The organism is Janthinobacterium sp. EB271-G4-7A, from assembly GCF_020858075.1.
GTDB lineage: Bacteria > Pseudomonadota > Gammaproteobacteria > Burkholderiales > Burkholderiaceae_D > Janthinobacterium > Janthinobacterium lividum.
Map to the genome: position 1 here is coordinate 270,503 of NZ_JACYMI010000001.1, position 26,691 is coordinate 297,193.

Here is a 26,691-nt window from a genome sequence, read left to right on the forward strand (position 1 = left end):
GCCATCATGACGTCCATTTTGCAAATGCTGCGCGGTCTGGTCACCTTGCGCTGGATAACGGGAAGAAATGCTGGCCGCGGCGCCGTCATCGCCGTGCCCTCGCTGTTCCTGGCGGCAGCCTTCCTCGTGCCTTTCCTGATCGTGCTGCGTATCAGCCTGTCCGACATGGACACGGCGGGCAGCCCCTTCGGCGGCCTGCTGTCGTATGTCGACGGCATCGTCGTGCTGAAGGTCAAAATCGCCAACTACCTGTTCATCGCCGCCGATGAACTGTATCTGCTCACCTATCTCAGTTCATTGAAATACGCGGCCATCACGACCGCCATCTGCCTCTTCATCGGCTACCCGTTCGCCTACTTCATGGCGCGCGCCAAGCCATCGATCCGGCCCGTGCTGATGATGCTGGTGATGCTGCCGTTCTGGACCTCTTTCCTGCTGCGCGTGTATGCGTGGAAGGGTATCCTGGCCAACCACGGCTTGCTCAACGACCTGCTGATCGCGCTGGGCGTGGTGAGCGAACCGCTGCACATGATGAACACCTCGTTTTCGCTGGTGGTGGGCATGGTGTACGCCTATCTGCCCTTCATGATCCTGCCCCTGTACGCGAACCTGGTGAAAATGGATATGCGCTTCCTGGAAGCGGCGGCCGACCTGGGCGCCACGCCCTTGCAGGCGTTCTGGCGCATCACCGTGCCCCTGTCGAAATCGGGCATCATCGCCGGCGCCATGCTGGTGTTCATCCCGTCCGTGGGCGAATACGTGATTCCCGAGCTGCTGGGCGGCCCGGAAACCCTGATGATCGGCCGCGTGCTGTGGGATGAATATTTCACGAACAACGACTGGGCCATGGCTTCGTCGGTGACGGTGCTGGTGGTCTTGCTGATCCTCGTGCCGATGGCCATTTTTAACAAATACAAGACGGACCAGAACGCGGAGGAACGCACATGAACGGACGTAATTTCCTGCAGCGCTGGTTCGGCCGTGGCTGGCTTTCTCTCGGCTATCTGTTCCTCTACCTGCCCATCATCGTGCTGATCGTCTTTTCGTTCAACAGCTCGCGCCAGGACATGGTGTGGAGCGGCTTTTCGCTGCGCTGGTACAGCGAGTTGATGAGCGACACGGAAATCATCTCGGGCTTCGGTTTGTCCCTGAAGATCGCCTTCATGTCGGCCACATCGTCCGTCATCCTCGGCACGTTTGCCGCCTTCGCCTTGACCAGCTACCAGCGCTTCCGTGGCCGCACGGTGTTTTCCGCCATGGTCAGCGCGCCTTTGGTGATGCCGGAAGTGATCATCGGCCTGTCCCTGCTGCTGATGCTGGTGTCCATGCAAAAGGTCTTCGGTTTCCCCGAACGTGGCGTGCTGACCATCTGGCTCGGCCACACCCTGCTGGGCATGGCGTATGCGGCCGTGGTGGTGCAGTCGCGCCTGCAGGAGATGAGTAAATCCCTGGCCGAAGCGGCCATGGACCTGGGCTGCCGCGCGCACCAGGTATTCTTCCTCGTGACCCTGCCGAACATCACGCAGGCGCTGGCGTCGGCCTGGCTGCTGACATTTACCCTGTCGCTGGACGACGTGGTGCTGTCGGCCTTTTTGTCCGGTCCCGGTTCGACGACGATGCCGCTGGTGATCTTCTCGCGCGCGCGCCTGGGGCTCGATCCGCGCGTCAATGCCATCGCCGCGCTGACCATCCTGGTGGTGACGCTTGCCGTGATCGCGTATGCCGTGATGCTGGCGCGCGCCGACCGGAGACGGCGCAAGCAGATGTCTGCGGCTTATTTGGCAGACTAGGAGTAAGCTGGCGTTTTCACCTTGCAGGAGACGACCATGACGGAAAACACCAGCTGGCACGCACGTGCCGCAGAGATCAAGATCGATGGGCGTGCCTTCATCAACGGCGAGCGCGCCGGGGCCAGGTCAGGCCAGACTTTCGACAATTTGTCGCCCATCGATGGGCGCCTCCTGGGGCAAGTGGCCCGCTGCGATGGGGCGGACGTGGATGCGGCCGTGCAGGCCGCGCGCGCCGCCTTCGAGGACCGCCGCTGGGCAGGGAAATCGCCCGCGCAGCGCAAGCGCGTGCTGATCAAGTTCGCCGACCTGGTGCAGAAGTACGGCCCCGAGCTGGCCTTGCTGGAAACCCTGGACATGGGCAAACCGATCAAGTACAGCCAGAGCGTGGACGTGGGCGCCACGGCCAACTGCCTGCGCTGGTATGGCGAGGCGATCGACAAGGTCTACGATGAAATCGCGCCGACTCCGGCCAACAGCCTGGCCCTGATCACGCGCGAACCGGTGGGTGTCGTCGCCGCCATCGTGCCGTGGAACTACCCGATGATCATGGCTGCCTGGAAGATCGCGCCGGCCCTCGCGGCAGGCAATAGCGTGATCCTCAAACCCTCCGAAAAATCCCCATTGACGGCCTTGCGCCTGGCCGACATCGCGCTGGAAGCGGGCGTGCCGGCCGGCGTTTTCAATGTGCTGCCCGGCTACGGCAACGAGGCCGGCGCCGCGCTGGCGTTGCACATGGATGTCGATTGCATCGGTTTTACGGGTTCCACGCGCACGGGCAAATTGATCGTGCAGATGGCGGGCCAGTCAAACCTGAAACGGGCGTGGACGGAATTGGGCGGCAAGTCCGCCAACATCGTTTGCGCCGATTGCCCTGACCTGGACAAGGCCGTGGCGGCCGCCGTCGGCTCCATCTTCTTCAACCAGGGCGAAAGCTGCAACGCGCCATCGCGTCTGTTCGTGGAAGAATCGATCAAGGAAGAATTCCTGGCCAAGGCATTGGCCATGCTGCCGCGCTTCCAGCCCGGCGACCCGCTCGACGAAGCCACCGTCATGGGCGCCATCGTCGACGCGACGCAGATGCAAACCGTGATGGGCTATATCGCGGCCGGCAAGAGCGAAGGCGCGCAGCTGCTGGGCGGTGGCGAGGCCGTGCGCGCGGAAACGGGGGGCTACTATGTGCAGCCGACCATCTTCGGCGTGGACGCGGGCATGACGATCGCGCGCGAAGAGATCTTCGGCCCCGTGCTGTCCGTGCTGGGTTTTACGGATATTGGCGAGGCGGTGAAACAGGCCAATGCCACGCCGTACGGCTTGCAGGCGGCCGTATGGACATCGGACATCACCAAGGCCATCCAGACGGCGCGGGCCCTGCGCGCGGGCACCGTGCACGTCAACCAGTATGACGGCGACGACATCACCGTGCCGTTCGGCGGCTACAAGCAGTCGGGCAATGGGCGTGACAAGTCATTGCACGCGCTGGACAAGTACACGGAGCTGAAGACGACGTGGATACAGGTGGGGTAGGGGTTTGCGCCTGTGGTGTTGTCGGATTACGGCCTGCGGCCTCGGCGGCCCCGCCTAATCCGACCTATCCGGCCTACGGCGTTGATGGTCTCGTAGGTCGGCTTGGCGCGCAGCGCGCAAGCCGACTTAAAACAAACTACGTCAGAAGCAGTGTTCCAGCGCCGGGAAGCTGCCATCCTTGACGGCTTTCACATAGCCGGTGACGGCGTCGTCGATGCTGGCCGCGCCTTCCATGAAGTTGCGCACGAAGCGCGCCTTGCGGCCCGGGAAGACGCCCAGCATGTCGTGCATGACGAGCACCTGGCCCGAGCAATCGGGACCGGCGCCGATACCGATGGTGGGGATGGTCAGCATGTCCGTCACTTCCTTGCCCAGCTGCGACGGCATCGCTTCCATCAGCACGATGGCGGCGCCCGCGTTTTGCAGCGTCAGCGCGTCGTTCTTCAGTTCCGCCGCGCTTTCCGTGCTCTTGCCCTGCACTTTATAGCCGCCCAGCTGGTGCACGGATTGCGGCGTCAGGCCGATGTGGGCGCAGATGGGGATGCCGCGTTCGGTGAGGAAACGGACGATCTCGGCCAGCCAGGCGCCGCCTTCGATCTTGATCATGTGCGCGCCAGCCTGCATCAGGATGACGGCGTTGGCATAGGCTGTTTCAGGCGTGCCGTACGCACCGAATGGCAGGTCGGCCATGATCATGGCCGACTTGCTGCCGCGCGCCACGGATGCCGTGTGGTAGGCCAGTTCGGCCACGGTGACGGGCAGGGTGGAGTTGTGGCCATTGCAGACCATGCCGAGCGAATCGCCGATCAGCAGGATCTCCACGCCGCAGCGGTCCATCAGGGACGCAAAGCTGGCGTCATAGCAGGTCAGCATGGTGATCTTTTCGCCGGCGGCGCGCAGCGTGGCCAGGGTGTGGATGGTCACGGCCTTGTTGGCGACAGGCTTGGATGGCGCCGGCGCCGGTGTGGCGGCCTTGTCTTTTGCGGCCAGATCTGTTCCTTGCAAATAAGCGGACATAGGTATTCTCTAGAGTGAAAGGGGTGCAACGCCGCTAGTGTAGTACTTTATGCGGCCTGCTGCAGGAGCGGCATTGTAGAGGATGGGAGCGAAACGGGTCAGGGCTGGGGTCAGAGCTGACTGATGGCCTGATCGGCCACGGCCGCCAGGTAGTCCTGCGCCGGACCGAGTCCGGGCACGATGACGGCGGGCGCCAGTTGGAGCAGCGGCACCAGCACGAAGGCGCGCTCGGTGATGCGCGGATGGGGCACCGTCAGCGTGGCGCTGGCGATCCGTTCATCGCCGTACAGCAGCAAGTCCAGGTCCAGGGTGCGCGGGGCGTTGCGGTAAGGCCGCTCGCGTCCATGCGCTGCCTCGATGGCGTGCAGGGCCAGCAGCAGTTCCTCTGCCGGCAGGGTGGTCGTGATGCGCGCCACGGCGTTGACGTAGTCGTCACCGCTCGAATCGATGGGCGCCGTGCGGTAGCTGGCCGAGGCGTCCAGCAAGCTGGCGCCTGGCAGGCGCGCCAGGCGCGCTATCGCGTCCTGCACATTCGCGCGCGCGTCGCCCAGGTTGGCGCCGATGCCGATGTAAGCGGTGACCAGCGCAAGTGCGTCCATCATTCGTCGCTGCTGCTGCCGGTGGCCGAGCCGCCGCCGGTCTTGCTGCGCGTGCTGCGGCGTGGCGGGCGCTTTTTCTTGACGGCGCCCGGTGCGGCATTGGCGCTGACGAGCAGCGCTTCGCGCGTTTCCTCGTCGCCTTCATAAAAGGCCGTCCACCATTCGCCGATGTCCATGTCGATCTCGCCAGAGGCGCAGCGCAGCAGCAGGAAGTCGTAGCCGGCGCGGAAGCGCAGGTGCTCCAGCAACTTGTACGGCGCCTTGCCGACCCGGCGCTCGAAGCGCGGCTGCATCGACCAGATGTCGCGCATGTCGGAACCGATCTTGCGCTGCAAGGCCAGTTTTTCCGTTTGCGAATCGAGCACGTCGTCGGCCGCCAGGTGCAGCGCGGGAATCGTCGATTCGCCGGCGGCGCGGTAGGCCGTCCATTTTTCCAGTACCTGGTGCCACAGCAGCGAAGCGAACAGGAAGCCCGGCGAGACGGTCTTGCCGGCGGCGATGCGGGCGTCCGTGGCGTCCAGCGCCAGGGTGACGAATTTTGCGCCCAGCGGCTGTTCCAGCACCACGTCGAGCAGCGGCAGCAGGCCGTGATGCAAGCCTTCCTTGCGCAGCTGCTGCAGGCAGGCCAACGCGTGGCCGCTCATCAGCAGTTTCAGCATTTCATCGAATACGCGCGGCGCGGGCACGTTGTTGATCAGCGGCGCCATGATGGGGATCGGCGCGGCCGTGTGCGGCTCGATGGTGAATTTCAGCTTGGCGGCAAAGCGCACCACGCGCAGCATGCGCACGGGATCTTCTCGGTAGCGCTCTTCCGGCTTGCCGATCATGCGCAAGGTCTTGGCGCGGATGTCTTCCACGCCGCCGTGGTAGTCCAGCACTTCCTGCGTGGCCGGGTTGTAGTACATGGCGTTGATGGTGAAGTCGCGGCGCAGCGCATCTTCGTGCTGCAAGCCGAAGGTATTGTCGCGCAGGACGCGGCCATGTTCATCCTTGGGCGCGGAGTCGGCGCCGGCGCCGCGGAAGGTCGTCACTTCCAGCAAATCCTGGCCGAACATCACGTGCACGATCTGGAAGCGCTTGCCGATGATGAAGGCGCGGCGGAACAAGCGCTTGACCTGTTCCGGCGTGGCGTTGGTGGCGATGTCGAAGTCTTTCGGTTTCACGCCCAGCAGCAGGTCGCGCACGGCGCCGCCGACGACAAAAGCCTCGAAGCCCGCTTCCTGCAGGCTGCTGGTGACGCGGATGGCATTCGACGACACCAGTTTCGGGTCGATTCCGTGTTGCGCAGGACCGAGCACGATGGGTGCCGTGGTGTCGCGCGCTGCCTCTTTTTTAACGCCGAGGATCTTGCGGATGAATTTTTTAATCATTGAATAAGTGAAGTGATGGCCAGCCGTGGAGGGATGCGTGTGCGCTCAAAGCGGTATTGGGGTTGGTCGCGACAGGGTGGGTCACGACCGACAGCAGGGGAATGTCGTTGTGCGAATCGCTGTAAAAATAGCTGCGCTCGAACTGCCCCAGTTCCTTGCCCATCTTTTCCAGCCAGGCATAGGTGTGGGTCAGCTTGCCCGCGCCCAGGGTCGGCGTGCCGACCAGCTTGCCCGTGACATTGCCTTGCGTGTCATATTCTGGCATGGCGGCCAGCAGGTGCTCGACGCCCAGCGCATCGGCGATGGGTTTGGTGATGAAATGGTTGGTGGCCGTGACGATGGCCAGCAGGTCGCCCGCGTCCTGGTGCTGTTTCAGCAGGGCCACGACTTCCGGGCGGATGGCCGGCATGACCACTTCAGCCATGAATTGCTTGTGCAGCGCTTCCAGGCGTTCGCGCGGGAATTGCGCCAGGGTGCCGAGCGAAAATTCCAGGTATTCCACCGGATCGAGCGTGCCGGCCTGGTATTGCGCGAAAAATTCGTCGTTACGGCGGGTGAATTCGGCGGCGTCCACGGCACCGATGCGTACCAGGAATTCGCCCCACTCGTGATCCGAGTCGATGGGCAGCAGGGTGTGGTCGAGGTCAAACAGGGCCAGATTCATCATTCTTTCGCTTCCGCCTGCAGCAACTCGCGCAACAATGGCAAGGTGATCGGGCGTTGGGTTTCAAGGGAGTAGAGGTCGAGAGAGTCCAGCATCGTCGACAGCGAACGCATGTCGCGCCGGAAATGGGACAGCAGATAGGGTAACACGCCGGGCGACAAGGTCAAGCCGCGGGTGGTGGCCGCCTGGGTCAGGGCGGCGATTTTTTCATCGTCCGTCAAGCCGTGGATTTGATAGATCAGGCCCCAGCCCATGCGCGTGCGCAAGTCTTCGCGCACGGGCAGCACGGCCGGCGGCACGGCGCCGCTGCACACCATGAAGGCCTTGTTGGCGCGGATTTCATTGAACAGGGCAAAGGCATCGATCTGCGCCAGCGGCGACAGTTTTTCGCAGTCGTCGAGCAGGTACAAATCCACATCAGGCGAATACACGAATTCGGACTCGATCGAGAATGGCGAAATGTAGCGCGCGCGCTCGGTGCTGGCCAGGGCCTTGAGCAGGTGGCTCTTGCCGGCGGCCAGTTCGCCCCACAGGTAGGCAAAATGTTCGCGCGAAGTGCGCGCGGCGAACTGGCGCATCAGCTGCGCCACTTCGGCATTCTGTCCCACCTCGAAGGTATCGAGGCTGTGCGCCTGGTCTGTGCCTAAATCGAGCACCAGTTGTTTCATGGCGTACGCCTTGTCCTGTTTTTCATTACTGCTTGTGCGTCGTCATCGCGTTTGTTGTTGGATTTTTATTAATTTAACATTGTAGTCGTATCGAGTGCCTGACAGAAGCGTCGCGAGCGGCAGCGATTTGTGGCCGAGAAGCGCAACCGTACTGTAGTACGGTGAGCATCGCCGGTCGCAAAGTGCGACGCGCAGTCGCTTATGTCAGTCACCTTGTCACGCATTATAGAAGGTGCTGGACAGGTAGTGGCGTCTTAGATGCTTAAAAGCGACCATCAGGACGGCAGAAGCGGGTAAAGCGAGCAAAACGCCGACGAAACCGAACAATTGTCCGAAAGCCAATAAGGCAAAGATCACGGCCAGCGGGTTCAGGCCGATGCGCTCGCCCACCAGGCGCGGCGTGAGGAAAAAGCCTTCGATGACCTGGCCGCAGCCATAGATGACGGCCACGGCGATGACGCCGCTCCAGTCGGCAAACTGCAGCAGGGCGGCGATCAGCGCTAGCATCAGTCCCAGGCCGAAGCCCAGATAGGGAATGAACACCAGCAAGCCCGTGATGATGCCCACAGGCAATGCGACTTCAAAACCGGCGATGGCCAGCGCCACCGAGTAATACGTGGCCAGCACCAGCATGACGAGCAGCTGGCCGCGCAGATATTGCGCCAGCAGGGTATCGACTTCCTGTGCCATGCCCACCGTGCGGCCGACCCAGCGGCGCGGCACGGCGCCGGCGATGCGCGCCAGCATCGGATGCCAATCCAACAACAGGTAGAACAGCACCACGGGAATCAGCACCACGGTGGCCAGCCAGCCCAGCACGGCCGTGCCGCCGATACGGGCCGAAGCGAGTACCGTGCTCCAGATTTCATCGCCGCTGGTGGCCATCTGCTGGCTCAGCATGCGTTTGATGCCGGTGCCATCGAGGCGCACGCGGATGCCCAGGTCGCGCAGCTTCGGCGCCAGGAAATCGTTGGCCTTGTTCAGGAATTGCGGGATTTGCGCCTGCAGCAGCGGGATTTCCTTTTGCAGCACGGGTACGACGATCAGCACCAGCGCCGTAATGGCGAGGAAAAACAACACTACGACGACCAGCACGGCCAGCGGACGGGGCACGTAAAAATGCTTGTAATGCAGGCGCTGCAACCGGTCGACGCCGGGATTGAGCACGTAGGCGAGGATGGCGGCGGCCAGGAAGGGCGTCAGGATGGGACCGAGGCTGACGAGCAGCAGCAAAAATGCCAGCCAGACCGCGATCCAAAATGCTGTTTGCTTCTGTTCGGCGGTGATGGCGAATGGCATGTAGTTTGTGCTGTTGCGTTAAAAAAAGGCAGTTAATTACGAAATGGCGGGGCAGTTTGATAAAATAGCGACTTGATCGACCGAATTCACCCGCTGGCGTCCTGCCGCACGATGTTGAAAAACATGTTTGCGCGCGCGTGCCGGCGGGTATCCGCCTTCTATTTTACCGCCTCCGCTGCCACCACACCATGAACCAGACTTCTAATGTTTCCCTTTCCTACCGTGACGCTGGCGTCGATATCGACGCAGGCGACGCTTTAGTCGAAGCAATCAAGCCGTTTGCCAAGCGCACCCTGCGCGAAGGCGTGATGGGCGGCCTGGGCGGTTTTGGCGCCATGTTTGAAATCAGCAAGAAGTACAAGGAACCGGTGCTCGTCTCGGGCACCGACGGCGTGGGCACCAAATTGCGCCTGGCGTTCGAACTGAACCGCCATGACACGGTCGGCATCGACCTGGTCGCCATGAGCGTCAACGACATCCTGGTGCAAGGCGCCGAACCGCTGTTCTTCCTCGACTACTTCGCATGCGGCAAGCTGGACGTGGCGATCGCCACCGACGTCATCAAGGGCATCGCCCAGGGTTGCGAACAAGCGGGTTGCGCGCTGATCGGTGGCGAAACGGCGGAAATGCCGAGCATGTACCCGGCCGGCGAATACGACTTGGCAGGCTTTGCCGTCGGCGCCGTGGAAAAATCGAAAATCATCGACGGTACCAAGATCGCCCCGGGCGACGTGGTGCTGGGCCTGGCCTCGTCCGGCGTGCACTCGAACGGTTACTCGCTGGTGCGCAAGATCATCGAAGTGGCGAAACCTGACCTGGAAGGCGACTTCCACGGCCGCAAACTGGCCGACGTGCTGATGCAGCCGACGCGCATCTACGTCAAGCCGCTGCTGGCGCTGATGGATGCCATGGAAGTCAAGGGCATGGTGCACATCACCGGCGGCGGCCTGGTGGAAAACATCCCGCGCGTGCTGCAGCCTGGCCTGGTGGCCGAGCTGGACTCGAAGGCATGGACCATGCCGCCGCTGTTCACGTGGCTGCAGCAGCACGGCGGCGTGGCTGACGCCGAAATGCACCGCGTCTTCAACTGCGGCATCGGCATGACGGTCATCGTCTCGCAGGAAAACGCGGACGCCGCCATCGCGCAATTGCAAGCGGCCGGCGAAACCGTCTCGCGCATCGGCACCATCCGCGCCCGCGTGGGCGACGAGCATCAAACGATTGTCATCTAAGTCTTAATCGACATAAAAAAGGCAGGCACTCGCAAGAGGCCTGCCTTTTTTTACGTGCCTGCGCTTACCGCGCGTGCGCCGGCTTCATGCGGCCATCCGGTTGCGAGCCGCCCCTGCCGATCATGGCCACGCTGACGGCCGAGACGAGGGAGGCGAACAGGATGTAGCCGACGATGTGCCACGGCTCGCCATTGCCCGTCTTCAGCAAATAGGTGGCGATGATGGGCGTCAGGCCGCTGGCGAAGATGCCGGAGAACTGGTACACGAAGGAGATGCCCGTGTAGCGCACCTTGGCGTCGAACAGGTCGCAGAACAGGGCCGCTTCCGGGCCGTACACGGCCGAATACAGCACGCCCAGCGGGATGATCACGGAACACCACAGCAGCAGCGGATTGTCGGCGTGATGCAGCATGATCCAGAAGGCGGGAATCGACGACACGCCCGTGATCAATGAACCCCAGAAAAATACCTTGGTGCGGCCGATGCGGTCCGACAGGCGGCCGAAGAATGGGATGCAGAAGCACATCACGACGGCCGACGCCATCACGCCCATCAGTGCTTCCGTGCGGTCTATCTTGATGGTGTTGGTCAGATAGGTGATGGAAAACACGCCGAAGATATTGAAGAACACGCCGTCGATATAGCGCGCGCCCATGCCCTTCAAGACGTTGCCGGGATAGCGTTTCAACAGGTCGAAAAACGGAATCTGCGTCTCCGCATTCTTCTCCTTGACGGCCTGGAATTCCGGCGTTTCCATTACATTCAGGCGTATCCACATGCCGATGAAGACGAGAGCCGCCGACAGGATGAAGGCCACGCGCCAGCCCCAGGACAGGAACTGCGCGTCCGTCAGGCTGTAGGACAGGATCGCCACCACGCCGGAAGCGAGGCACAGGCCGATGGCCAGGCCGATCTGCGGCAGGCTGGCGTAGAAGCCGCGCTCCTTGGGCGGCGCATATTCATACGCCATCAGCACGGCGCCGCCCCATTCGCCACCGAGGCCGATACCCTGCAGCACGCGCAGGAACAGCAGCAGGCCGGGCGCCCAGTAGCCGATGTGGTCATATGTGGGCAGCACGCCGATCAGGAAAGTGGAGATCCCCATGATCATCAGGGTCATCACCAGCATGCTCTTGCGGCCGATCTTGTCGCCGAAGTGGCCGAAGATCACGCCGCCGATGGGGCGCGACAGAAAGCCCACGGCAAAGGTACCGTAGGCCAGCATGGTCGAGACGAGCGGATCGCCGCCCGGGAAATACAGCTTGCTGAACACGATGCCGGCGACGACGCCGTATAAAAAGAAGTCGTACCACTCGATGGTGGCGCCGATCACGCTGGCCATCACGACTTTCCGTAGCTCTTTGGCCTTTTTCGGATTGTTCGGATTGTTATCCATAATATCTAGTCTCCAATCGATATCGATTATGTGTGTTTTTTTGATGCCTGGCTGATTGCCAAGTCATTGAGGGGCGGGGCCGTCTGCCCGCCGCTGGCATCCTCCCGGGTGAGGTGGCGTGGGGCGCGGACTAGGCAGCCTTGGGCAGCCGCACGGCGTCCGCCAGGATCATGTCGGCTGCTTTTTCGGCGATCATGATGGTGGGCGCGTTCGTATTGCCCGAGACGATTTCCGGCATGATCGACGCATCGACCACGCGCAGGTTCTGCATGCCGTGCACGCGCAGGCGGTCATCGACGACGGCCATGGCGTCATGTCCCATCTTGCAGGTGCCGCTGGGGTGGTAGATCGACTGGCTGAAGCGCCGCGCCGCGTCCAGCAATTCCGCATCCGTCTCGAACTGCGGGCCGGGCACGAACTCGGAAATGATGTGCGGCGCCAGCGATGGGGCGGCGGCGATTTTTCGCGCCACGCGCAGGGCGGCAATTGCCGTCTGCTGGTCGCGCGGGTCGGACAGATAATTCGGATAGATGCCCGGATAGGCGAGGGGATCGGCGGACTTGATCGACACGTGGCCACGGCTGTGCGGGCGCAGCTGGCACACGGACGACGTGAAGGCGGAAAACGGATGCGCGCCTTCGCCCGGCTTGTCGGCGCTCAATGGCTGCATGTGGAACTGGATGTCGGGCCGCTCCACCTCGGGCGACGACCTGGTAAACACCGTCACCTGGCTGGCTGCCAAGGTCAAGGGCCCCGAGCGGGAAAACACGTATTGCATGCCCACCCACAGCTTGCCCCACAAGCTGTTGACTTCATCGTTCAGGGTTTTCAGGCGCGTCTTGAAGACGAGGCGGATTTGCAGGTGGTCTTGCAGGTTCTGTCCCACGCCGGGCAAGTCGTGCACCAGCGGCACGCCCACTGCTTCCAGCAGGGCGCGCGGACCCACGCCCGAGCATTGCAGGATCTGCGGCGAGCCGATGGCGCCCGCGCAGAGTATCACTTCGCCGCTGGCGCGCGCCTGGCGCAGCTGGCCATCCTGGCGGAATTCGATGCCGACGGCGCGCTTGCCCTCGAACAGCACGCGCGTGATTTGCGCCCGTACTTCCACGCGCAGGTTGGCGCGCTTGCGGGCAGGCCGCAAAAAGGCCTTGGCGGTACTCCAGCGCAAGCCCTTGCTGGCCGTCTGCTGGAAATAGCCGACGCCTTCCTGCGTGGCGCCGTTGTAGTCGGCATTGAAGGGAATGCCGCTTTCCGTGGCGCCGGCAATAAAATGCTCGGCGATGGGACGGCGCAGGCGCAAGTCCGACACTTTCAAGGGGCCACCCACGCCGTGGTAATCGCTGGCGCCGCGTTCCTGGTCTTCCGATTTCTTGAAATAAGGCAAGATGTCGGCATAGCTCCAGCCTGCATTGCCCAGTTCGGCCCAACGGTCGTAATCTTCCTTCTGTCCCCGCACGTACAGCAAGCCGTTGAGCGAACTGGAGCCGCCCAAGACCTTGCCGCGCGGCCATTGCAGCTGGCGCCCGGCGATGCCGGCGTCCGCTTCCGTGCGGTAGCACCAGTCCAGCCTGGGGTCGTGCATGGTCTTGAAATAGCCGACCGGCACGTGTATCCACGGATTGTTGTCCTTGCCGCCTGCTTCCAGCAGCAATACCTGATTGTTGCTGTCGTGCGACAGGCGGTTGGCCAGCACGCAGCCGGCGGAACCGGCGCCGACCACGATGTAATCGTAGTGTGTTTGCAACATTACTCTTGTCTCCTGCGTTGCGGTATCTAGCCGCCTCGATGGGCGTTTTTTGCGATACACTGGTCTTTATTGATTATTTTTGGAACGTTTGGTTCCATTTATAAAAGACGTGCAGCACCGGGACAAGCGGAAACAGCCGCATACGCGAGAGGTGAAACAGAACATGCATGATGCGTTTCAAAAACGGCAGGCCGAGGCCGAAGAAGACAGCTCGGCGGGTGGCGCGGTAGCTGCCAGCACGGCGGCCAGCCATGGCGACGAGGCGCGGGGATTGCGCGTGCTGCGCCTGATCGAGCACCTGGCCAGCGCCAGCCAGCCATTGACCTTGTCGCAGCTGGCCGCGCGCATGCAAGTGCCCAAGGCCAGCATGATGCGGCTGCTCGATACCCTGGAACAACATGGCTATGTGCTGCGCACGCCCGTGGGACGCGGCTACGTGCCCGGTGCCGCTTCCACCAACCTGGCGCTGGCCACCCTGCGCAACAATGCCCTGATCCGCGTGAGCCGCAGCATCCTGGGCAGTCTGGTGGCGGTCACGGGCGAGACGTGCAACCTGGCCATTCCCGAGGGTAATGCGATCGTCTATGTGGACCGCGTGGAAACGCAGGAACCGTTGCGGCTGCACCTGGTGCTGGGTTCGCGCGCACCCATGCATTGCACGGCGAGTGGGAAACTATTCCTGGCGCATATGAATTTGCTGGAAAGGCGCGAGTTGCTGGCCATGCTGACCCTGCAGGCGCGCACGCCGAAAAGCATCACGGATCCCGTGCTGCTGGAACGCGAGATCGTGCGCATCGCCCGCCTGGGCATCGGCATCGACGACGAGGAATTCGTGCACGGCATGGTAGCCGTGGCCGTACCCATCTGCGCGGCCGACGGGCGCATCGTGGCGGCCGTCGCCTGCCACGCGCCCGTGGCGAGAAAGTCCGTGGAGCAGCTGATGCAGCATGTGCCCCAGCTCAAGGAGGCGGCCGTCAAGCTGCGGCCGCTATTGCTGGCGGAAAACAGCTAGGGTTTCAAGACCTTGGCCACTTTCGCCGCGCGCAGGCGGAACGCATCGGGCATGCCCGAGCCCAGCAGCGGGCGCAGATACAGGCGGAACGCATCCGTCACGTCCGTGCCGCTGGCGCTGATGAATTCGTCTTCCATGGTGCGCGTCTTGCCTGCTACCTCGGTGAGCGGCAGCAACTCGTAATCGACGGAATAAAAGCCCGTGCGCTTGATGGCGACGGAACCATCGCGGTCGCCCCACATGGCGAACTGCACCGCCTTCTCGCCCACTTCGCGGGCTTCGCGCTGGTCGACGTCGGAGACGCAGCCGATGAAGGAGCGCTGCAGATAGCCGAAGGTATCGCCGCGCACGCGCTTGATGCCCAGTTTCGCCTTGATCTCGTCGCACAGCAGGTCGGCCAGCGCGCCTGTGCCCGACAATTGCACGTTGCCATGCGCATCGCGCTCCACTTCATTGCCCACCTGTTTTGCCAGCAAGCTGGCGATCGGTTCGCCCGAGGCGTCGTGGATGCCTTCCGAGACGGCGATCACGCAGCGGCCATGTTTTTCATGGGTCGCCTTCACGTCGGCAAGAAATTGTTCCAGCACGAAGACGCGCTCGGGCAGATAGATCAGGTGCGGGCCATCGTCGGGAAACTTCTTGCCCAATGCCGAGGCGGCCGTCAGAAATCCCGCGTGGCGGCCCATCACGACGCCCACGTACACGCCGGGCAGGGCCGCGTTATCGAGGTTGGCGCCGGCGAACGCCTGCGCGACGAAACGCGCGGCAGAGGGAAAGCCGGGCGTGTGGTCGCTGCCCACCAGGTCGTTGTCGATGGTTTTCGGAATGTGGATGCAGCGCAGCGGATAGCCGGCCTTGTGCGCTTCCTCGCTGACGATGCGCACCGTGTCGGACGAGTCGTTGCCGCCGATGTAAAAGAAATGTTCGATCTCGTGCGCGCGCAGCACTTCGAAGATTTGCTGGCAGTAGGCAATGTCCGGCTTGTCGCGCGTGGAGCCGAGGGCCGACGAGGGCGTGGCGGCCACCAGTTCCAGGTTATGGCTGGTTTCCTGCGTCAGATCGACGAACTCTTCATTGACGATGCCGCGCACGCCGTGCAGCGCGCCATACACGCGCGTGACATGTTGAAAGCGCCGCGATTCGAGCACCACGCCCACCAGCGACTGGTTGATGACGGCGGTGGGGCCGCCTCCCTGGGCAACAAGAATTTTTCCAGACGACATGGGATTTCCTCGTAAGTGGAACGGCCCTCCAGCCTACTCCTTTTTTGCCGGGGCGCTGTCTTTTCCGATATTTCTGTCGAGGAATTGTTCCACGCGCTGCCAGAAATCAACGCGCGTGGCCGCCAAGCCCCAACGGTCGCCTTCGTCGGCGTACAACTGCCAGTCGACGCGTGGATTGTTCTGCTTGAGCTTGTCGCGCAATTGCGTGCCCTGATAGACGGGGACCTTGCTGTCGGCCCCCCCGTAGGCCAACAGCAGGGGCTGCGTCAACTTTTCGGCCTGATACATGGGGGAGTTCGCCTTGAGCAGGGCCGCATCGTGCACGGGATCGCCGATGCGTTGCGGCATGGTGTATTGTCTTGCTTCCTCGCCCATCCGGTGATCGACGCTCCAGTGCCGCGTAAACATTTTCGGCAAGTCGGTGATGCCGCCCCAGCTCACGCCGCAACGGAACAGATCGCCATCCTTGATCAAGCCCATCAGGGCGGCATACCCGCCATAGGCGCCGCCGCCGATGATGCAGATGCGTTGCGGATCGGCAATGCCTTGTGCGATGGCCCAGCGTGCGCCGTCGGCCAGGTCATCCTGCATGGTCAGGCCCCATTGTTTCCAGCCTGCTCGCAAATACTGGTCGCCACGGCGGCCGCTGCCGCGAAATTCGACTTGCAGCACGGCATAGCCGCGCGAGGCGAGAAATTGCCGCTCGCTCTTCCATTGCCACAGGCTGCCACTCCCGCCTGGCGCACCGCGCACAAACAGCACCATCGGCAGTTTCCTGCCGCCCCCCTTGGGCAAGGTCAGCCAGGCAGGAATCTCCATGCCGTCGCGCGCGCGGTATGTCATCAAGTCTGTTTGCGCCATGTGCCGCGCATCGATGGCGGGACGGGCGTCGCCGATCTTTTGTAATTGACGGGTTTGCTTGTTGTAGAGCAGGAAGATGCTGGGCTGGCGGTCCGAATATGCCGTCACGATGAGCTGCGGGCTGTCCGCCCTGGCGTTCAGCGAGATCAGGTTGATGGTTGCCGGTAGTTGCGCGTCGATGTCTTGCTGCACCGCCTTCCAGTCGGCGCTGAACCATTCGGTGGTGGTGGCATCATTGGTGTAGTAGACACCCAGCAAGCGTTTCTGGTCCGTGAGGATGCCGCCGTCGAAATCATAGCCCGCCAGCGTCACCAGCGGCTTGCCCGTGACGCGGCCAGCCGCCAGGTCATAGGCATACAGGGCGCGCGTGTCGGCGCCGTTGCGGCTGCTGACATACAAGGTGTCATCGGGACCGAATTCCAGCGGCGTAATGGCGTGAGGTTCGTTGTCGTAGACATCCTGGCTGGCGATGGCACGCCAGCGCTGCTCGTCCTGTTCAAGGTAGTAGAACGTCTTGCGCCGGCCCTCGACGACCGTTGCCAGGCGCGGTTTGCCGTGCTGGTCGAGCAGCCAGTGAAGCACGCCTTTGGCGGGGGGCGTCACCTTTTCCCATTGCTGGGTAGTGGTATCGAGGCGCAGCAAATCGAATTGTCCGACCCTCGCCGTATTCTCATTGCGCTCCTTGAGCACGACGGCTTTCAGGACATGGATGACGTCGGAATCCTGGGTACCGAACTGGTCCAGCAGATACACGGAGGACGGCAACTTCCTGGACGCGAAGCGCGGATCATCCGGGGTATCATCCATGGAAGCCAATTGGCGGTAATTGCTGCCGTCGCGGTCGACGGCGAACATGCCCGGCGCATATTTGCGCTGGCCATCGGCCACCTGCGAGTCCCTGGTATCGAATACCAGGCGCCTGGCATTGACCCATTCCACATTGGCAATGTCGCGGTCGCTGAAGCTGGCAACGACCTTGGCCGACTGGCTCGCCACATCGAGCACGGTCAGGCGCCGGCGCCGGCTGTCGCCCATCAGCAAGATGGCGACCGCGTTGCCGTCGGGCGACAGCGTGACACTGCTGATCTGATCCTCGTCGAAAAAGGCGGCGGCGCCGATGCTTGACGGAGCGACAGCCGAGGTGCTGGCGGCTGCCGTTTGGGCGGGTGCCGGCGGCGATACGATGGCCAGCAACAGGCAGGCCATCGCGGCGCGGACGAGTGCTGCACGGTGGGCCAAAGTGAGGTTGCTGGGTGTCATTCCGCCTCCAGGAAATAGTAAATAAGATATCTATTTATGCACTATTTCTTGAAGGTATCATTGTTTGTACGTTTCAACCAGCAAGGTGCTATTCCGGCGCCCGGATATGCTCGACCAGCCCCGTGCTGCGGCGTCCCGGCGCCGGTGTCAGCCAGCTGACCAGCACGGCGGCGGCCAGGCCTGCCGGCACGCCGAAGATGCCGGCGGAGATGGGGGCGATATGAAACCATTGACCGCTGGCATTACCGCCCAACATGGTGCTGGTGTGCAGCATGTAATACAGGCATACGCCAAAGCCCGTCAGCATGCCGGCCAGCGCGCCCTGGTAGTTGGCGCGTTTCCAGAACACGCCCAGTACCAGCGGCGGGAACAGGGTCGAGGCGGCCAGGGAAAACGCCACGCCCACCAGCGACAAAATGTCCGCCGGCTTTTGCGAGGCCGCATAGGCGGCGATGAAGGCCACGGCCAGCAGCAGCAATTTTGAAATCGTCACGCGCTTTTGCGTCGAGGCGCTGGGATCGACCACCTTGTAATAGATGTCGTGCGACAGGGCATTCGAAATGGCCAGCAGCAAGCCATCGGCCGTCGACAGGGCGGCAGCCAGGCCGCCGGCCGCCACCAGGCCGGAAATAACGTAAGGCAGGCCGGCGATCTCGGGCGTGGCCAGCACCAGCACGTCGGCATCGATGGATATTTCCGCCAGTTGCACGATGCCGTCGCGGTTGACGTCGATGATGCTGATCAGGGGACTGAGCTTGTCCACGTTGGCCCAGTACGACACCCAGGTGGGCAGGTTCGCGTATTGCGTGCCCACGAGAGCCGAGTAAATATCGTATTTGACCAGCACGGCCAGCGCAGGAATCGTGAGGTAGATCAACAAGATGAAGAACAGGGTCCAGAAGACGGAGACGCGCGTCTCGTGCACGGAGGGCGTGGTGTAGGATCGCATGAGGATATGCGGCAGGGCGGCCGTGCCCAGCATCATGCAAAACACGAGGGCCAGGAAATTGTTGCGCTTGATGTCGGACTGCTCCCTGTCGGCGGCGGGAAATGGCTGCGCGTGCGGAATGATCGGCTCGGCGCGCTTCTGGTTGTGCGCCTGCGCGGCTTGCCACAGCGCGCGCGCTTCATCGGGACTTTTCGGATAGGCGATCAGGTAGCGCTCCGCATTGCGGATGTCGAACAATGAGGCATTGCGCTGGCGCAAACTGTCGAGCTGGCGCTGGGCCGTCAGACGGCCTTGTTCCCAGGAGGCGGGCAAGCCGTCTATGCGCGCCTGGTAGCTGATGGCGCGCTGGCGGAAGATGGCACGCACCTCGTTTTCTTTCGGGTCCGTTTCCAGCACGTGTTCGCGCGCGCTCAGTTGCGGCAACACCTTGCCGTAGGCGATCTGCGGCACGGGATTGTCCGCATGCTTGACCGACAGCCACATGGCGGGAATCAGAAAGGCGACGAGGATGATGATGTATTGCGCCACCTGCGTCCAGGTGATGGCGCGCATGCCGCCAAGAAAAGAGCAGACGAGGATGCTGGCCAGGCCCAGGAAGATGCCGACGGAAAAATCCACGCCCGTGAAGCGCGAGGCGATCAGGCCGACGGCGTAGATCTGCGCCACCACATACGTAAACGAGACGATGATGGTGGCGGCCACGGCCACCACGCGCACGCTGGCACCCCGTTTGTCGGTCCCGCTGCCATAGCGGGCGGCGAGGAAATCGGGAATCGTGTACTGGCTGAACTTGCGCAGGTAGGGCGCGATCAATAGCGCCACCAGGCAATAGCCGCCCGTCCAGCCCATGATGAAGGCCAGGCCGTCAAAGCCGTTCAGGTACAGGCCGCCAGCCAGGCTGATGAAGCTGGCCGCAGAAATCCAGTCGGCGGCCGTAGCCATGCCGTTGAACATGGCCGGTACCTTGCGTCCCGCCACATAGTATTCGGTGACGTTCGAGGTGCGGCTGATGACGCCGATGGTGGCGTACAGGGTGATGGTGACGAGCATGAACAGGTAGCCGATCCATGCGCGCGGCATGCCTTCCTGTTCCAGCACCGACAGGGCCAGCAGGAAGGCGGCAAAACCGGCCGTAAACAGCAAATAGTAGCGGCACAGGCGCGCAAAGAAGCTGCGCTGGTCGCTCATGCGTGCTCCTCTGCATGAAAAGCCCGGTCGAGGCGCTGCATGCGCCAGGCATAGAAGGCGATGATGGCCAGGTACACCAGCGAGGCGCCCTGGGCCGCCATATAGAAGGGAAGCGGCCAGCCGAACAGATTTAAATGCAACAGTTCGCGCGCATAAAACACGGTCAGGAAGCCCGTCAGCAGCCAGACCAGCAGCAGGATGGCCGTCAGGCGCCGCGTCTTGCGCCAGTGGATATCGCGGCGCGACTGCAGCTCGGAGTTGGGCGTGCGCAACGGCACTGCGGGAGGGCTGGGCTTATCCATACGTGACCTCATCCTCTTCTGGCGCGTCCGGCAACAGCAGGGCGATGCTCAGGCGCAGCAGGGTGCCCGGCAGCTTCGGCGAGTGCGCGCGCGGATTGTTAAAAATATCGACTTCGGCGCCATGCTGCTGGGCAATTTCGCGCACGATGGCCAGGCCCAGGCCGCTACCGTCGACATTGCTGCCGAGAATGCGGTAAAAGCGTTCAAAGACGTGGGCCCGCTCGGCCTGCGGTATGCCGGGGCCCGTATCTTCCACTTCCAGGATGGCCAGTTCCAGGGTGCTGCGCACGCGCACCGTGACGCTGCCGCCCGACGGCGTGTAGCGCAGGGCATTGTCGATCAGGTTGCTCAGCAGCTCGCGCAGCATCATGGCATTGCCGGAAATCATGATCGCATAGGCGGGCTGCTCGAAGCCCAGGTCGATATGCTGGGCAAACGAGGCTTGCACCCAGTCCTGCACCACGCCGCGCGCCAGTTCGCTCAGCTCGATCGGTTCGAACGCCGTGCCCGCCTGAGGCTGGTTTTCCGCGCGCGCCAGGGCCAGCAGCTGGTTGACCAGGCGCGTGGCCGCTTCCGAACTTTTCGCCAGTTGCAGCAGCGAGCGGTGGATCTCGTCGTGGTCGGTCTGGCGCAGCGCCAGCTCGGATTGCATGCGCATGCCGGCCAGCGGCGTTTTCATCTGGTGCGCGGCATCGGCGATGAAGCGCTTCTGCATGTCGATCGACAACGACAGGCGCGCCAGCATCTCGTTGAGCGAACCGACCAGCGGCGTGATTTCCTCGGGCACCTGGCCCGATTCGATGGGCGATAAATCGTCGGGTGGCCGGGCACGTATGCGTTCCTGCAATTGCGCCAGCGGCGACAGGCCGCGCGCCAGGGCAAACCAGACCAGGGCCAGGATCACGGGCAGGATGATGAACTGTGGCAAGATCACGCCCTTGATGATTTCATTGGCCAGCTGGGCACGTTTTTCCAGGGTTTCCGCCACCTGCACCAGCGCGCGCTGCGGCTCGTCGTTGTTGCTGGACGGAATGTCGAGATAGCTGAACGCCACGCGCACGGGCGTGCCATGGATGGTGTCGTTGCGAAACAGCACCATGCCGCTGCGGTATTTGTCGGGGTCCTGCGGCGGCGGCAAATCGCGGTCGCCGTCGAGGTATTCGCCGCGCGGACCCACCACCAGGTAATACAGGGTGTCGATATCGTCGCCGCGCAGGAAGTCGCGGCCCTTGTTGTTACTGTTCTTTTCCGGCACGCGGCGCAGCATGGCGCCGTCGGCCTGCTTGACCTGTTGCGTCAGCACGGTCACGCTGTCTTCCAGCGCATGGTCGAACGGCTGATTGGCGATGCCCTTGGCCACCAGATAGGTGATGGCGATGCTCATCGGCCACAGCAGCAGCAAGGGCGCCAGCATCCAGTCGAGGATTTCGCCAAACAGCGAATGCTCGATGGTGTCGTCCTGCTCCGTGGTGGGCGGCTCGAACCAGTCGTCGTCATCCGCCTCGTCCGCTGGCGCCTCGCGCACCTTCACTTGCTGGCGGGTCCGCTGGCCGGGCTTGCCGATTCGCCCGCTTCGGCGTTCAGGCGCGCCGCTTCCGAGTATTTTTCCAGGCAATAGCCGAGGCCACGCACGGTGGCGATGCGCACGCCGCCCACCTCGATCTTCTTGCGCAGGCGGTGCACATACACTTCGATGGCGTTGTTCGACACTTCTTCGCCCCATTCGCACAGGTGGTCGACCAGCTGTTCTTTCGAGACGAGGCGGCCCGTGCGGCCCAGCAGGATTTCCAGCAAGCCCAGTTCGCGCGCCGACAAGTCGAGCATCTGGTCGTTGATGTAGGCGCTGCGCCCCACCTGGTCATAGCTGAGGGGGCCGTGCTTGATGATGGTGGCGCCGCCGCCGGCGCCGCGGCGCGTCAGGGCGCGCACTCTTGCCTCCAGTTCCGACAAGGCGAACGGCTTGGCCATATAATCATCGGCACCGAGGTCGAGGCCATTCACGCGCTGCTCGATGGAATCGGCGGCCGTCAGGATCAGCACCGGCAGCAGCGAGGCGCGCGCGCGCAGGCGGCGCAGCACTTCCAGGCCGGACATCTTGGGCAGGCCCAGGTCGAGGATCAGCAAGTCGAATTCCTGGGTGGAGAGGGCCGTATCGGCCTCCTGGCCCGTCTTGACGTAGTCGATCGCATAACCGGACTGGCGCAGCGAGCGGGTCAGGCCATCGGCCAGCACGCTGTCATCTTCGGCAAGTAAAATACGCATGGTGCACTTCCTATGCTTGCGGCGGTAGAAGTTTGTATTGTGTTTCATTTTCCGCAAGGTGGCGAGTTTTTGTGAGAAACCAGGCTTGTATTGATCTGTTTCAAAACAAATCCACGTTCCGCTTGCATTGATCACTGTTTTTTTATACAGTACTGTCTGTGTAAAGAATTTAACCCACTGGCGCTATCGCAGGCTGCCGGATTCACGTGAATCCGCAACTGTAGAACGGCTGAAAGAACATATGGACGATAAAAAAGCTGTAGTACCCGCATCGGAAAAAGCCAAGGCGCTCGCCGCCGCACTGGCGCAGATCGAGAAGCAGTTTGGCAAAGGTTCGGTCATGCGCATGGATGCCAGCGCAGCGATCGAAGAAGTGCAAGTCGTGTCGACCGGTTCGCTCGGCCTCGATATCGCGCTGGGCGTGGGCGGTTTGCCGCGTGGCCGCGTGGTGGAAATCTACGGTCCGGAATCGTCGGGTAAAACCACCCTGACCCTGCAAACCATCGCTGAGATGCAAAAACTGGGCGGCACCTGCGCCTTTATCGATGCTGAGCACGCGCTCGATGTCGGTTACGCGCAAAAGCTGGGCGTGAACCTGCATGAATTGCTGATCTCGCAACCGGATACGGGCGAGCAGGCACTGGAAATCTGCGACGCCCTCGTGCGTTCGGGCAGCGTCGACCTCGTCGTCATCGACTCCGTGGCCGCGCTGACGCCACGCGCCGAGATCGAAGGCGACATGGGCGATTCCCTGCCAGGCTTGCAAGCGCGCCTGATGTCGCAAGCCCTGCGCAAGCTGACCGGCTCCATCAACCGCACGAATACCCTGGTCATCTTCATCAACCAGATCCGCATGAAGATCGGCGTGATGTTCGGCAGCCCGGAAACGACCACCGGCGGCAATGCGCTGAAATTCTACGCCTCCGTGCGCCTGGATATCCGCCGCACCGGCTCGATCAAGTCCGGCGATGAAGTGATCGGCAACGAAACCAAGGTCAAGGTCGTCAAGAACAAGATCGCGCCACCGTTCAAGGAAGCGCACTTCGACATCCTGTACGGCGCCGGCACCTCGCGCGAAGGCGAAATCCTGGATTTGGGCTCGGATGCCAAGATCGTGGAAAAATCCGGTTCGTGGTACAGCTACAACGGCGAACGCATCGGCCAGGGCAAGGACAACGCACGTGCCTTCCTGCAAGAGCGTCCGGCGCTGGCCCGCGAAATCGAAAACAAGGTCCGCGCTTCGCTGGGCGTGCGCGAACTGCCACCGCTGGCCGCTGAAAAGCCGGAAAAAGCGGATAAAGCCGCCGACAAGGCTGCCAAGGCTGCAGAAGCCAAGGCAGAGTAGGTCGGATTAGCGCGGCAAAGCCGCGCGTAATCCGACAACACCACAGACGTCAACAATGTTGTCGGATCAGACGCCAACAATGTTGTCGGATTACGGCCCAAGGGGCCTAATCCGACCTACGCGCGGCTCGCCGCATAGTATGACCACGATCGCCGTCCCGCGCTGTTGCGCCGGGCGGCGATTGTGTTTGGATGGCTTGACCGTGGAATGAAAGACAAGGTGGATGTATGGCCGCAGTACAACTAAGCCTGAAGGGCAGGGCGCTACGTTTTCTGTCGATGCGCGAACACAGCCGCATGGAATTGCGGCGCAAGCTGCAGCGCCATGCGCAGGAGGGCGACGATGTGGAAGCCTTGCTCGACAGCCTGGAGCAGGCGAACTGGCTATCGCAGGAGCGTTTTTCCGAGTCGCTGATCCACCGCCGCTCGGCCCGTTTCGGCAATAGCCGCATCATGGCGGAATTGCAAAGCCATGGCATCGGTGGCGAGGCGCTGCAGGAACTCAAGGCGGGCCTGGCCGAAGGGGAGGTTGCGCGTGCCTGCGAAGTGTGGCGCCGCAAATTTGGCGAGGTGGCGCAGAATGCCGAGCAGCGCAACAAGCAGATGCGCTTCCTGATGCAGCGCGGTTTTTCCCAGCGCGCCGTGCAGGTGGCCTTGAAGGGGCTGGAGCCCGAGGACGACTAGGTGCGCGCCGCTGACCGTCCAGCTGGCCCTGGTCTCGCTGTGTTCGATCTGCAACAGTTCATGGCTGCCCTGTACCTTGCTTGTCAGGCAAGCTCGCTCCAGATCATTGTTTTACTGGTAAGTTCACTTTCCTTGCCATCCGCCTGGCAATCGGATGGCATATTGTTGCGCTGCATGGGGCCGGGCTTGCCCGCGCTGCCGTCGGCTGGGCCGGCGCGGCAATCTGAGGTATATCGCGGCATCCATCGGCCATATCTGTCATCACCATCCGTGATAACGGTGTCAATTTCCATGTGTATTCTTTATGCTTTGAAATGTTTTTATCGAAGCAATGAAAAATTATGTTGCGGCGCAACCAGCGCCCAGTGTGCTACACTTTTAGGGTTTTTGCGGCGCCGCAGGTGCGGTTGCTGTTCGTAGAAGCTGCGAACAGAGTGCTTTAGGCACATGGCTGCTTACTAAATTATGGCCGCGCAAGCGGCATCGGTCTTATGCCCCTGTCAACTCCCGTATCCCGGCGCGCCCTACGGCACTCCCGTGTTATCGACGTCCAAGCGTATGTGCGCGACGACGGCCTGTGGGATATTGACGCCCATATCACCGATATCAAAAGCTATGACGCGACCCTGGCCTCCGGCCCCCGTCCCGCCGGCGCCCCTCTGCATGACCTCCATTTACGTATTACCGTCGATCGCGAACTGACCATTGTCGAGGCCGAGGCCGCCTCCGATGCCGTACCCTATCCCGGTTTTTGCGATACCATCGGCCCCGCTTACAGGGCGCTGATCGGTCTGAATTTATTGAAGAATTTCCGCCGCGACTTGAAACAGCGCCTGGCGGGAATCGCCGGCTGTACCCATTTGACCGAACTGGCGCAAGTCTTGCCGACTGCGACGGTTCAGGCATTTGCCGGCGATGTCTGGTCGACCCGTGACGGTGCGAATGCTGACTTATCGCATGAAAAGCCGTTTCAACTCGACAAATGCCACGCCCTGCGCACGGATGGCGGGGCAGTTGCACAGTATTACCCGCGCTGGGTAGCCAAGCCGTGACCCCGGCGCTTTCCTGTTTTTTTTGCACCACTAACCGTATTTTTACACATCAGTATCAGAAGGGAAGCCAGCATGAAAATCCATGAGTATCAAGCCAAAGAAATCCTCCGGCAATTCGGAGTGACGGTACCACGCGGTATTCCGTGCATGTCCGTCGAAGAAGCCGTCAAGGCTGCGGAAACCCTGGGCGGCCCGGTGTGGGTTGTCAAGGCGCAGATCCACGCAGGTGGCCGCGGCAAGGGCGGCGGCGTGAAAGTGGCAAAATCGATGGAACAGGTCAAGGAATACGCTGACCAGATCATGGGCATGCAGCTGATCACGCATCAGACCAGCGCCGAAGGCCAGAAAGTCAACCGCCTGCTGGTGGAAGAAGGCGCCGACATCAAACAGGAACTGTACGTTTCGCTGGTCACCGACCGCGTCACCCAGAAAATCGTCCTGATGGCATCGTCCGAAGGCGGCATGGACATCGAAGAAGTGGCCGAGAGCCACCCAGAGAAGATCCACCACGTCACCATCGAGCCGAGCGTTGGCCTGACCGATGCCCAGGCAGACGACATCGCGACCAAAATCGGCGTGCCTGCCGGTTCCATCGTCGACGCCCGCGTCAACCTGCAAGGCCTGTACAAAGCATACTGGGAAACCGATTGCTCGCTGGCCGAAATCAATCCGCTGATCGTCACCGGCAGCGGCAAGGTCATCGCTCTGGACGCCAAGTTCAACTTTGACCCGAACGCCCTGTTCCGTCATCCGGAAATCATCGCCCTGCGCGACCTGGACGAAGAAGATCCAGCTGAAATCGAAGCGTCGAAATTCGACCTGGCCTACATCTCGCTCGACGGCAACATCGGTTGCCTGGTGAACGGCGCCGGCCTGGCCATGGCCACCATGGACACGATCAAACTGTTCGGCGGCGAGCCAGCCAACTTCCTGGACGTCGGCGGCGGCGCCACGGCAGAAAAAGTGACCGAAGCGTTCAAGATCATGCTGAAAAACCCAGGCCTGAAAGCCATCCTGGTGAACATTTTCGGCGGCATCATGCGTTGCGACGTGATCGCTGAAGGCGTTATCGCCGCAGTGAAAGCCGTCTCGCTGAACGTACCGCTGGTCGTGCGCATGAAGGGCACCAACGAAGACCTGGGCAAAAAGATGCTGGCCGATTCCGGTCTGCCTATCATCGCAGCCGACACCATGGAAGATGCAGCCAAGAGCGTCGTTGCCGCTGCTGCCGGTCAAGCTTAATTAAGG

24 protein-coding genes are annotated in these 26,691 nt (G+C 62.2%); 9 read left to right on the forward strand and 15 right to left on the reverse strand.

Annotated features, from left to right (window positions below):
• The first annotated feature begins 6 nt into the window (after positions 1–6).
• The 3 genes from IGS58_RS01285 to IGS58_RS01295 are packed head-to-tail and all read left to right on the forward strand — an operon-like array spanning position 7 to position 3,314.
• Positions 7–948: an ABC transporter permease subunit gene (locus IGS58_RS01285; RefSeq protein ID WP_230520486.1), complete on the forward strand. Its 942-nt coding sequence runs from the start codon at positions 7–9 to the stop codon at positions 946–948.
• Complete coding sequence (locus IGS58_RS01290) at positions 945–1,790, forward strand: ABC transporter permease (RefSeq protein ID WP_034788693.1); 846 nt, start codon at positions 945–947, stop codon at positions 1,788–1,790. Before IGS58_RS01285 ends, IGS58_RS01290 begins: the two co-directional genes overlap by 4 nt.
• A gap of 36 nt (positions 1,791–1,826) precedes the next feature.
• Complete coding sequence (locus IGS58_RS01295) at positions 1,827–3,314, forward strand: aldehyde dehydrogenase (protein WP_070254665.1); 1,488 nt, start codon at positions 1,827–1,829, stop codon at positions 3,312–3,314.
• 141 nt (positions 3,315–3,455) lie between these two features.
• On the opposite strand, the gene panB is transcribed toward IGS58_RS01295, so the two are convergent.
• The 6 genes from panB to IGS58_RS01325 form a co-directional block, all read right to left on the reverse strand.
• Complete coding sequence (panB, locus tag IGS58_RS01300) at positions 3,456–4,331, reverse strand: 3-methyl-2-oxobutanoate hydroxymethyltransferase (RefSeq protein WP_170846355.1); 876 nt, start codon at positions 4,329–4,331, stop codon at positions 3,456–3,458.
• Positions 4,332–4,441: 110 nt separating this feature from the next.
• A complete protein-coding gene (folK, locus tag IGS58_RS01305) occupies positions 4,442–4,930 on the reverse strand; it encodes a 2-amino-4-hydroxy-6-hydroxymethyldihydropteridine diphosphokinase (protein ID WP_070254853.1) in 489 nt (162 codons plus the stop codon).
• The gene (gene pcnB, locus IGS58_RS01310; protein ID WP_070254664.1) at positions 4,930–6,300 is read right to left on the reverse strand and encodes a polynucleotide adenylyltransferase PcnB; all 1,371 of its coding nucleotides are present in this window, start codon (positions 6,298–6,300) and stop codon (positions 4,930–4,932) included. The genes folK and pcnB overlap by 1 nt, the downstream gene beginning before the upstream one ends.
• Positions 6,293–6,964 carry an HAD family hydrolase gene (locus IGS58_RS01315; RefSeq protein WP_070254851.1) on the reverse strand — a complete coding sequence of 224 codons (672 nt, stop codon included), beginning with the start codon at positions 6,962–6,964 and terminating at the stop codon, positions 6,293–6,295. Before IGS58_RS01315 ends, pcnB begins: the two co-directional genes overlap by 8 nt.
• Positions 6,964–7,632: a DnaA regulatory inactivator Hda gene (gene hda, locus IGS58_RS01320; RefSeq protein ID WP_058048421.1), complete on the reverse strand. Its 669-nt coding sequence runs from the start codon at positions 7,630–7,632 to the stop codon at positions 6,964–6,966. The genes IGS58_RS01315 and hda overlap by 1 nt, the downstream gene beginning before the upstream one ends.
• Before the next feature lie 216 nt (positions 7,633–7,848).
• Positions 7,849–8,931 carry an AI-2E family transporter gene (locus tag IGS58_RS01325; protein ID WP_034788685.1) on the reverse strand — a complete coding sequence of 361 codons (1,083 nt, stop codon included), beginning with the start codon at positions 8,929–8,931 and terminating at the stop codon, positions 7,849–7,851.
• 188 nt (positions 8,932–9,119) lie between these two features.
• On the opposite strand from IGS58_RS01325, the gene purM reads away from it, so the two are divergent.
• Entirely contained in the window at positions 9,120–10,163 is a 1,044-nt protein-coding gene (gene purM, locus IGS58_RS01330; RefSeq protein ID WP_034788683.1) for a phosphoribosylformylglycinamidine cyclo-ligase, read from the forward strand.
• A gap of 64 nt (positions 10,164–10,227) precedes the next feature.
• Here purM and IGS58_RS01335 read toward each other — a convergent pair whose 3' ends face one another.
• Both IGS58_RS01335 and IGS58_RS01340 read right to left on the reverse strand, forming a co-directional pair.
• On the reverse strand, positions 10,228–11,559 hold the full coding sequence (locus tag IGS58_RS01335) for an MFS transporter (RefSeq protein WP_070254663.1): 1,332 nt from the start codon (positions 11,557–11,559) through the stop codon (positions 10,228–10,230).
• Between the two features lie 130 nt (positions 11,560–11,689).
• A complete protein-coding gene (locus tag IGS58_RS01340; protein ID WP_070254662.1) occupies positions 11,690–13,306 on the reverse strand; it encodes a GMC family oxidoreductase in 1,617 nt (538 codons plus the stop codon).
• 163 nt (positions 13,307–13,469) lie between these two features.
• Here IGS58_RS01340 and IGS58_RS01345 point away from each other — a divergent pair, with 163 nt between their 5' ends.
• Positions 13,470–14,318: an IclR family transcriptional regulator gene (locus IGS58_RS01345; RefSeq protein ID WP_092607425.1), complete on the forward strand. Its 849-nt coding sequence runs from the start codon at positions 13,470–13,472 to the stop codon at positions 14,316–14,318.
• Here IGS58_RS01345 and IGS58_RS01350 read toward each other — a convergent pair.
• The 6 genes from IGS58_RS01350 to IGS58_RS01375 form a co-directional block, all read right to left on the reverse strand.
• A complete protein-coding gene (locus IGS58_RS01350) occupies positions 14,315–15,541 on the reverse strand; it encodes a 6-phosphofructokinase (RefSeq protein ID WP_230520487.1) in 1,227 nt (408 codons plus the stop codon). The genes IGS58_RS01345 and IGS58_RS01350 overlap by 4 nt on opposite strands.
• Before the next feature lie 33 nt (positions 15,542–15,574).
• Complete coding sequence (locus IGS58_RS01355; RefSeq protein WP_230520488.1) at positions 15,575–17,662, reverse strand: alpha/beta hydrolase family protein; 2,088 nt, start codon at positions 17,660–17,662, stop codon at positions 15,575–15,577.
• 88 nt (positions 17,663–17,750) lie between these two features.
• A complete protein-coding gene (locus IGS58_RS01360; protein WP_230520489.1) occupies positions 17,751–19,799 on the reverse strand; it encodes a sodium:solute symporter family protein in 2,049 nt (682 codons plus the stop codon).
• The gene (locus IGS58_RS01365) at positions 19,796–20,101 is read right to left on the reverse strand and encodes a DUF4212 domain-containing protein (protein WP_099389151.1); all 306 of its coding nucleotides are present in this window, start codon (positions 20,099–20,101) and stop codon (positions 19,796–19,798) included. Before IGS58_RS01365 ends, IGS58_RS01360 begins: the two co-directional genes overlap by 4 nt.
• The gene (locus IGS58_RS01370) at positions 20,094–21,626 is read right to left on the reverse strand and encodes a sensor histidine kinase (protein ID WP_070281687.1); all 1,533 of its coding nucleotides are present in this window, start codon (positions 21,624–21,626) and stop codon (positions 20,094–20,096) included. Before IGS58_RS01370 ends, IGS58_RS01365 begins: the two co-directional genes overlap by 8 nt.
• Before the next feature lie 2 nt (positions 21,627–21,628).
• A complete protein-coding gene (locus IGS58_RS01375; protein ID WP_034746066.1) occupies positions 21,629–22,363 on the reverse strand; it encodes a response regulator in 735 nt (244 codons plus the stop codon).
• 241 nt (positions 22,364–22,604) lie between these two features.
• On the opposite strand from IGS58_RS01375, the gene recA reads away from it, so the two are divergent.
• Together recA and recX are read left to right on the forward strand one after the other, a co-directional pair.
• Positions 22,605–23,708, forward strand: a complete 1,104-nt coding sequence (recA, locus tag IGS58_RS01380; protein WP_034788660.1) for a recombinase RecA — start codon at positions 22,605–22,607, stop codon at positions 23,706–23,708.
• A gap of 227 nt (positions 23,709–23,935) precedes the next feature.
• Positions 23,936–24,391 carry a recombination regulator RecX gene (gene recX, locus IGS58_RS01385; RefSeq protein WP_230520491.1) on the forward strand — a complete coding sequence of 152 codons (456 nt, stop codon included), beginning with the start codon at positions 23,936–23,938 and terminating at the stop codon, positions 24,389–24,391.
• Positions 24,392–24,474: 83 nt separating this feature from the next.
• On the opposite strand, the gene IGS58_RS01390 is transcribed toward recX, so the two are convergent.
• Complete coding sequence (locus IGS58_RS01390) at positions 24,475–24,684, reverse strand: hypothetical protein (RefSeq protein WP_230520492.1); 210 nt, start codon at positions 24,682–24,684, stop codon at positions 24,475–24,477.
• A 198-nt stretch (positions 24,685–24,882) separates the two neighbouring features.
• Between IGS58_RS01390 and IGS58_RS01395 the strand changes: the two genes are divergently transcribed.
• Positions 24,883–25,443, forward strand: coding sequence for a DUF2889 domain-containing protein (locus IGS58_RS01395; RefSeq protein ID WP_070254657.1), 561 nt, complete (start codon positions 24,883–24,885; stop codon positions 25,441–25,443).
• A gap of 72 nt (positions 25,444–25,515) precedes the next feature.
• Positions 25,516–26,685: an ADP-forming succinate--CoA ligase subunit beta gene (gene sucC, locus IGS58_RS01400; RefSeq protein WP_034788653.1), complete on the forward strand. Its 1,170-nt coding sequence runs from the start codon at positions 25,516–25,518 to the stop codon at positions 26,683–26,685.
• Positions 26,686–26,691: the final 6 nt, after the last annotated feature.

What these genes read in the sequence shown, in the direction of transcription:
- IGS58_RS01285 (WP_230520486.1), top strand. Translation starts at nt 7, where the DNA reads ATGACGTCCATTTTGCAAATGCTGCGCGGTCTGGTCACCTTGCGCTGG.
- IGS58_RS01290 (WP_034788693.1), top strand. Translation starts at nt 945, where the DNA reads ATGAACGGACGTAATTTCCTGCAGCGCTGGTTCGGCCGTGGCTGGCTT.
- IGS58_RS01295 (WP_070254665.1), top strand. Translation starts at nt 1,827, where the DNA reads ATGACGGAAAACACCAGCTGGCACGCACGTGCCGCAGAGATCAAGATC.
- panB (WP_170846355.1), bottom strand. Translation starts at nt 4,331, where the DNA reads ATGTCCGCTTATTTGCAAGGAACAGATCTGGCCGCAAAAGACAAGGCC.
- folK (WP_070254853.1), bottom strand. Translation starts at nt 4,930, where the DNA reads ATGGACGCACTTGCGCTGGTCACCGCTTACATCGGCATCGGCGCCAAC.
- pcnB (WP_070254664.1), bottom strand. Translation starts at nt 6,300, where the DNA reads ATGATTAAAAAATTCATCCGCAAGATCCTCGGCGTTAAAAAAGAGGCA.
- IGS58_RS01315 (WP_070254851.1), bottom strand. Translation starts at nt 6,964, where the DNA reads ATGAATCTGGCCCTGTTTGACCTCGACCACACCCTGCTGCCCATCGAC.
- hda (WP_058048421.1), bottom strand. Translation starts at nt 7,632, where the DNA reads ATGAAACAACTGGTGCTCGATTTAGGCACAGACCAGGCGCACAGCCTC.
- IGS58_RS01325 (WP_034788685.1), bottom strand. Translation starts at nt 8,931, where the DNA reads ATGCCATTCGCCATCACCGCCGAACAGAAGCAAACAGCATTTTGGATC.
- purM (WP_034788683.1), top strand. Translation starts at nt 9,120, where the DNA reads ATGAACCAGACTTCTAATGTTTCCCTTTCCTACCGTGACGCTGGCGTC.
- IGS58_RS01335 (WP_070254663.1), bottom strand. Translation starts at nt 11,559, where the DNA reads ATGGATAACAATCCGAACAATCCGAAAAAGGCCAAAGAGCTACGGAAA.
- IGS58_RS01340 (WP_070254662.1), bottom strand. Translation starts at nt 13,306, where the DNA reads ATGTTGCAAACACACTACGATTACATCGTGGTCGGCGCCGGTTCCGCC.
- IGS58_RS01345 (WP_092607425.1), top strand. Translation starts at nt 13,470, where the DNA reads ATGCATGATGCGTTTCAAAAACGGCAGGCCGAGGCCGAAGAAGACAGC.
- IGS58_RS01350 (WP_230520487.1), bottom strand. Translation starts at nt 15,541, where the DNA reads ATGTCGTCTGGAAAAATTCTTGTTGCCCAGGGAGGCGGCCCCACCGCC.
- IGS58_RS01355 (WP_230520488.1), bottom strand. Translation starts at nt 17,662, where the DNA reads ATGACACCCAGCAACCTCACTTTGGCCCACCGTGCAGCACTCGTCCGC.
- IGS58_RS01360 (WP_230520489.1), bottom strand. Translation starts at nt 19,799, where the DNA reads ATGAGCGACCAGCGCAGCTTCTTTGCGCGCCTGTGCCGCTACTATTTG.
- IGS58_RS01365 (WP_099389151.1), bottom strand. Translation starts at nt 20,101, where the DNA reads ATGGATAAGCCCAGCCCTCCCGCAGTGCCGTTGCGCACGCCCAACTCC.
- IGS58_RS01375 (WP_034746066.1), bottom strand. Translation starts at nt 22,363, where the DNA reads ATGCGTATTTTACTTGCCGAAGATGACAGCGTGCTGGCCGATGGCCTG.
- recA (WP_034788660.1), top strand. Translation starts at nt 22,605, where the DNA reads ATGGACGATAAAAAAGCTGTAGTACCCGCATCGGAAAAAGCCAAGGCG.
- recX (WP_230520491.1), top strand. Translation starts at nt 23,936, where the DNA reads ATGGCCGCAGTACAACTAAGCCTGAAGGGCAGGGCGCTACGTTTTCTG.
- IGS58_RS01390 (WP_230520492.1), bottom strand. Translation starts at nt 24,684, where the DNA reads ATGGAAATTGACACCGTTATCACGGATGGTGATGACAGATATGGCCGA.
- IGS58_RS01395 (WP_070254657.1), top strand. Translation starts at nt 24,883, where the DNA reads ATGCCCCTGTCAACTCCCGTATCCCGGCGCGCCCTACGGCACTCCCGT.
- sucC (WP_034788653.1), top strand. Translation starts at nt 25,516, where the DNA reads ATGAAAATCCATGAGTATCAAGCCAAAGAAATCCTCCGGCAATTCGGA.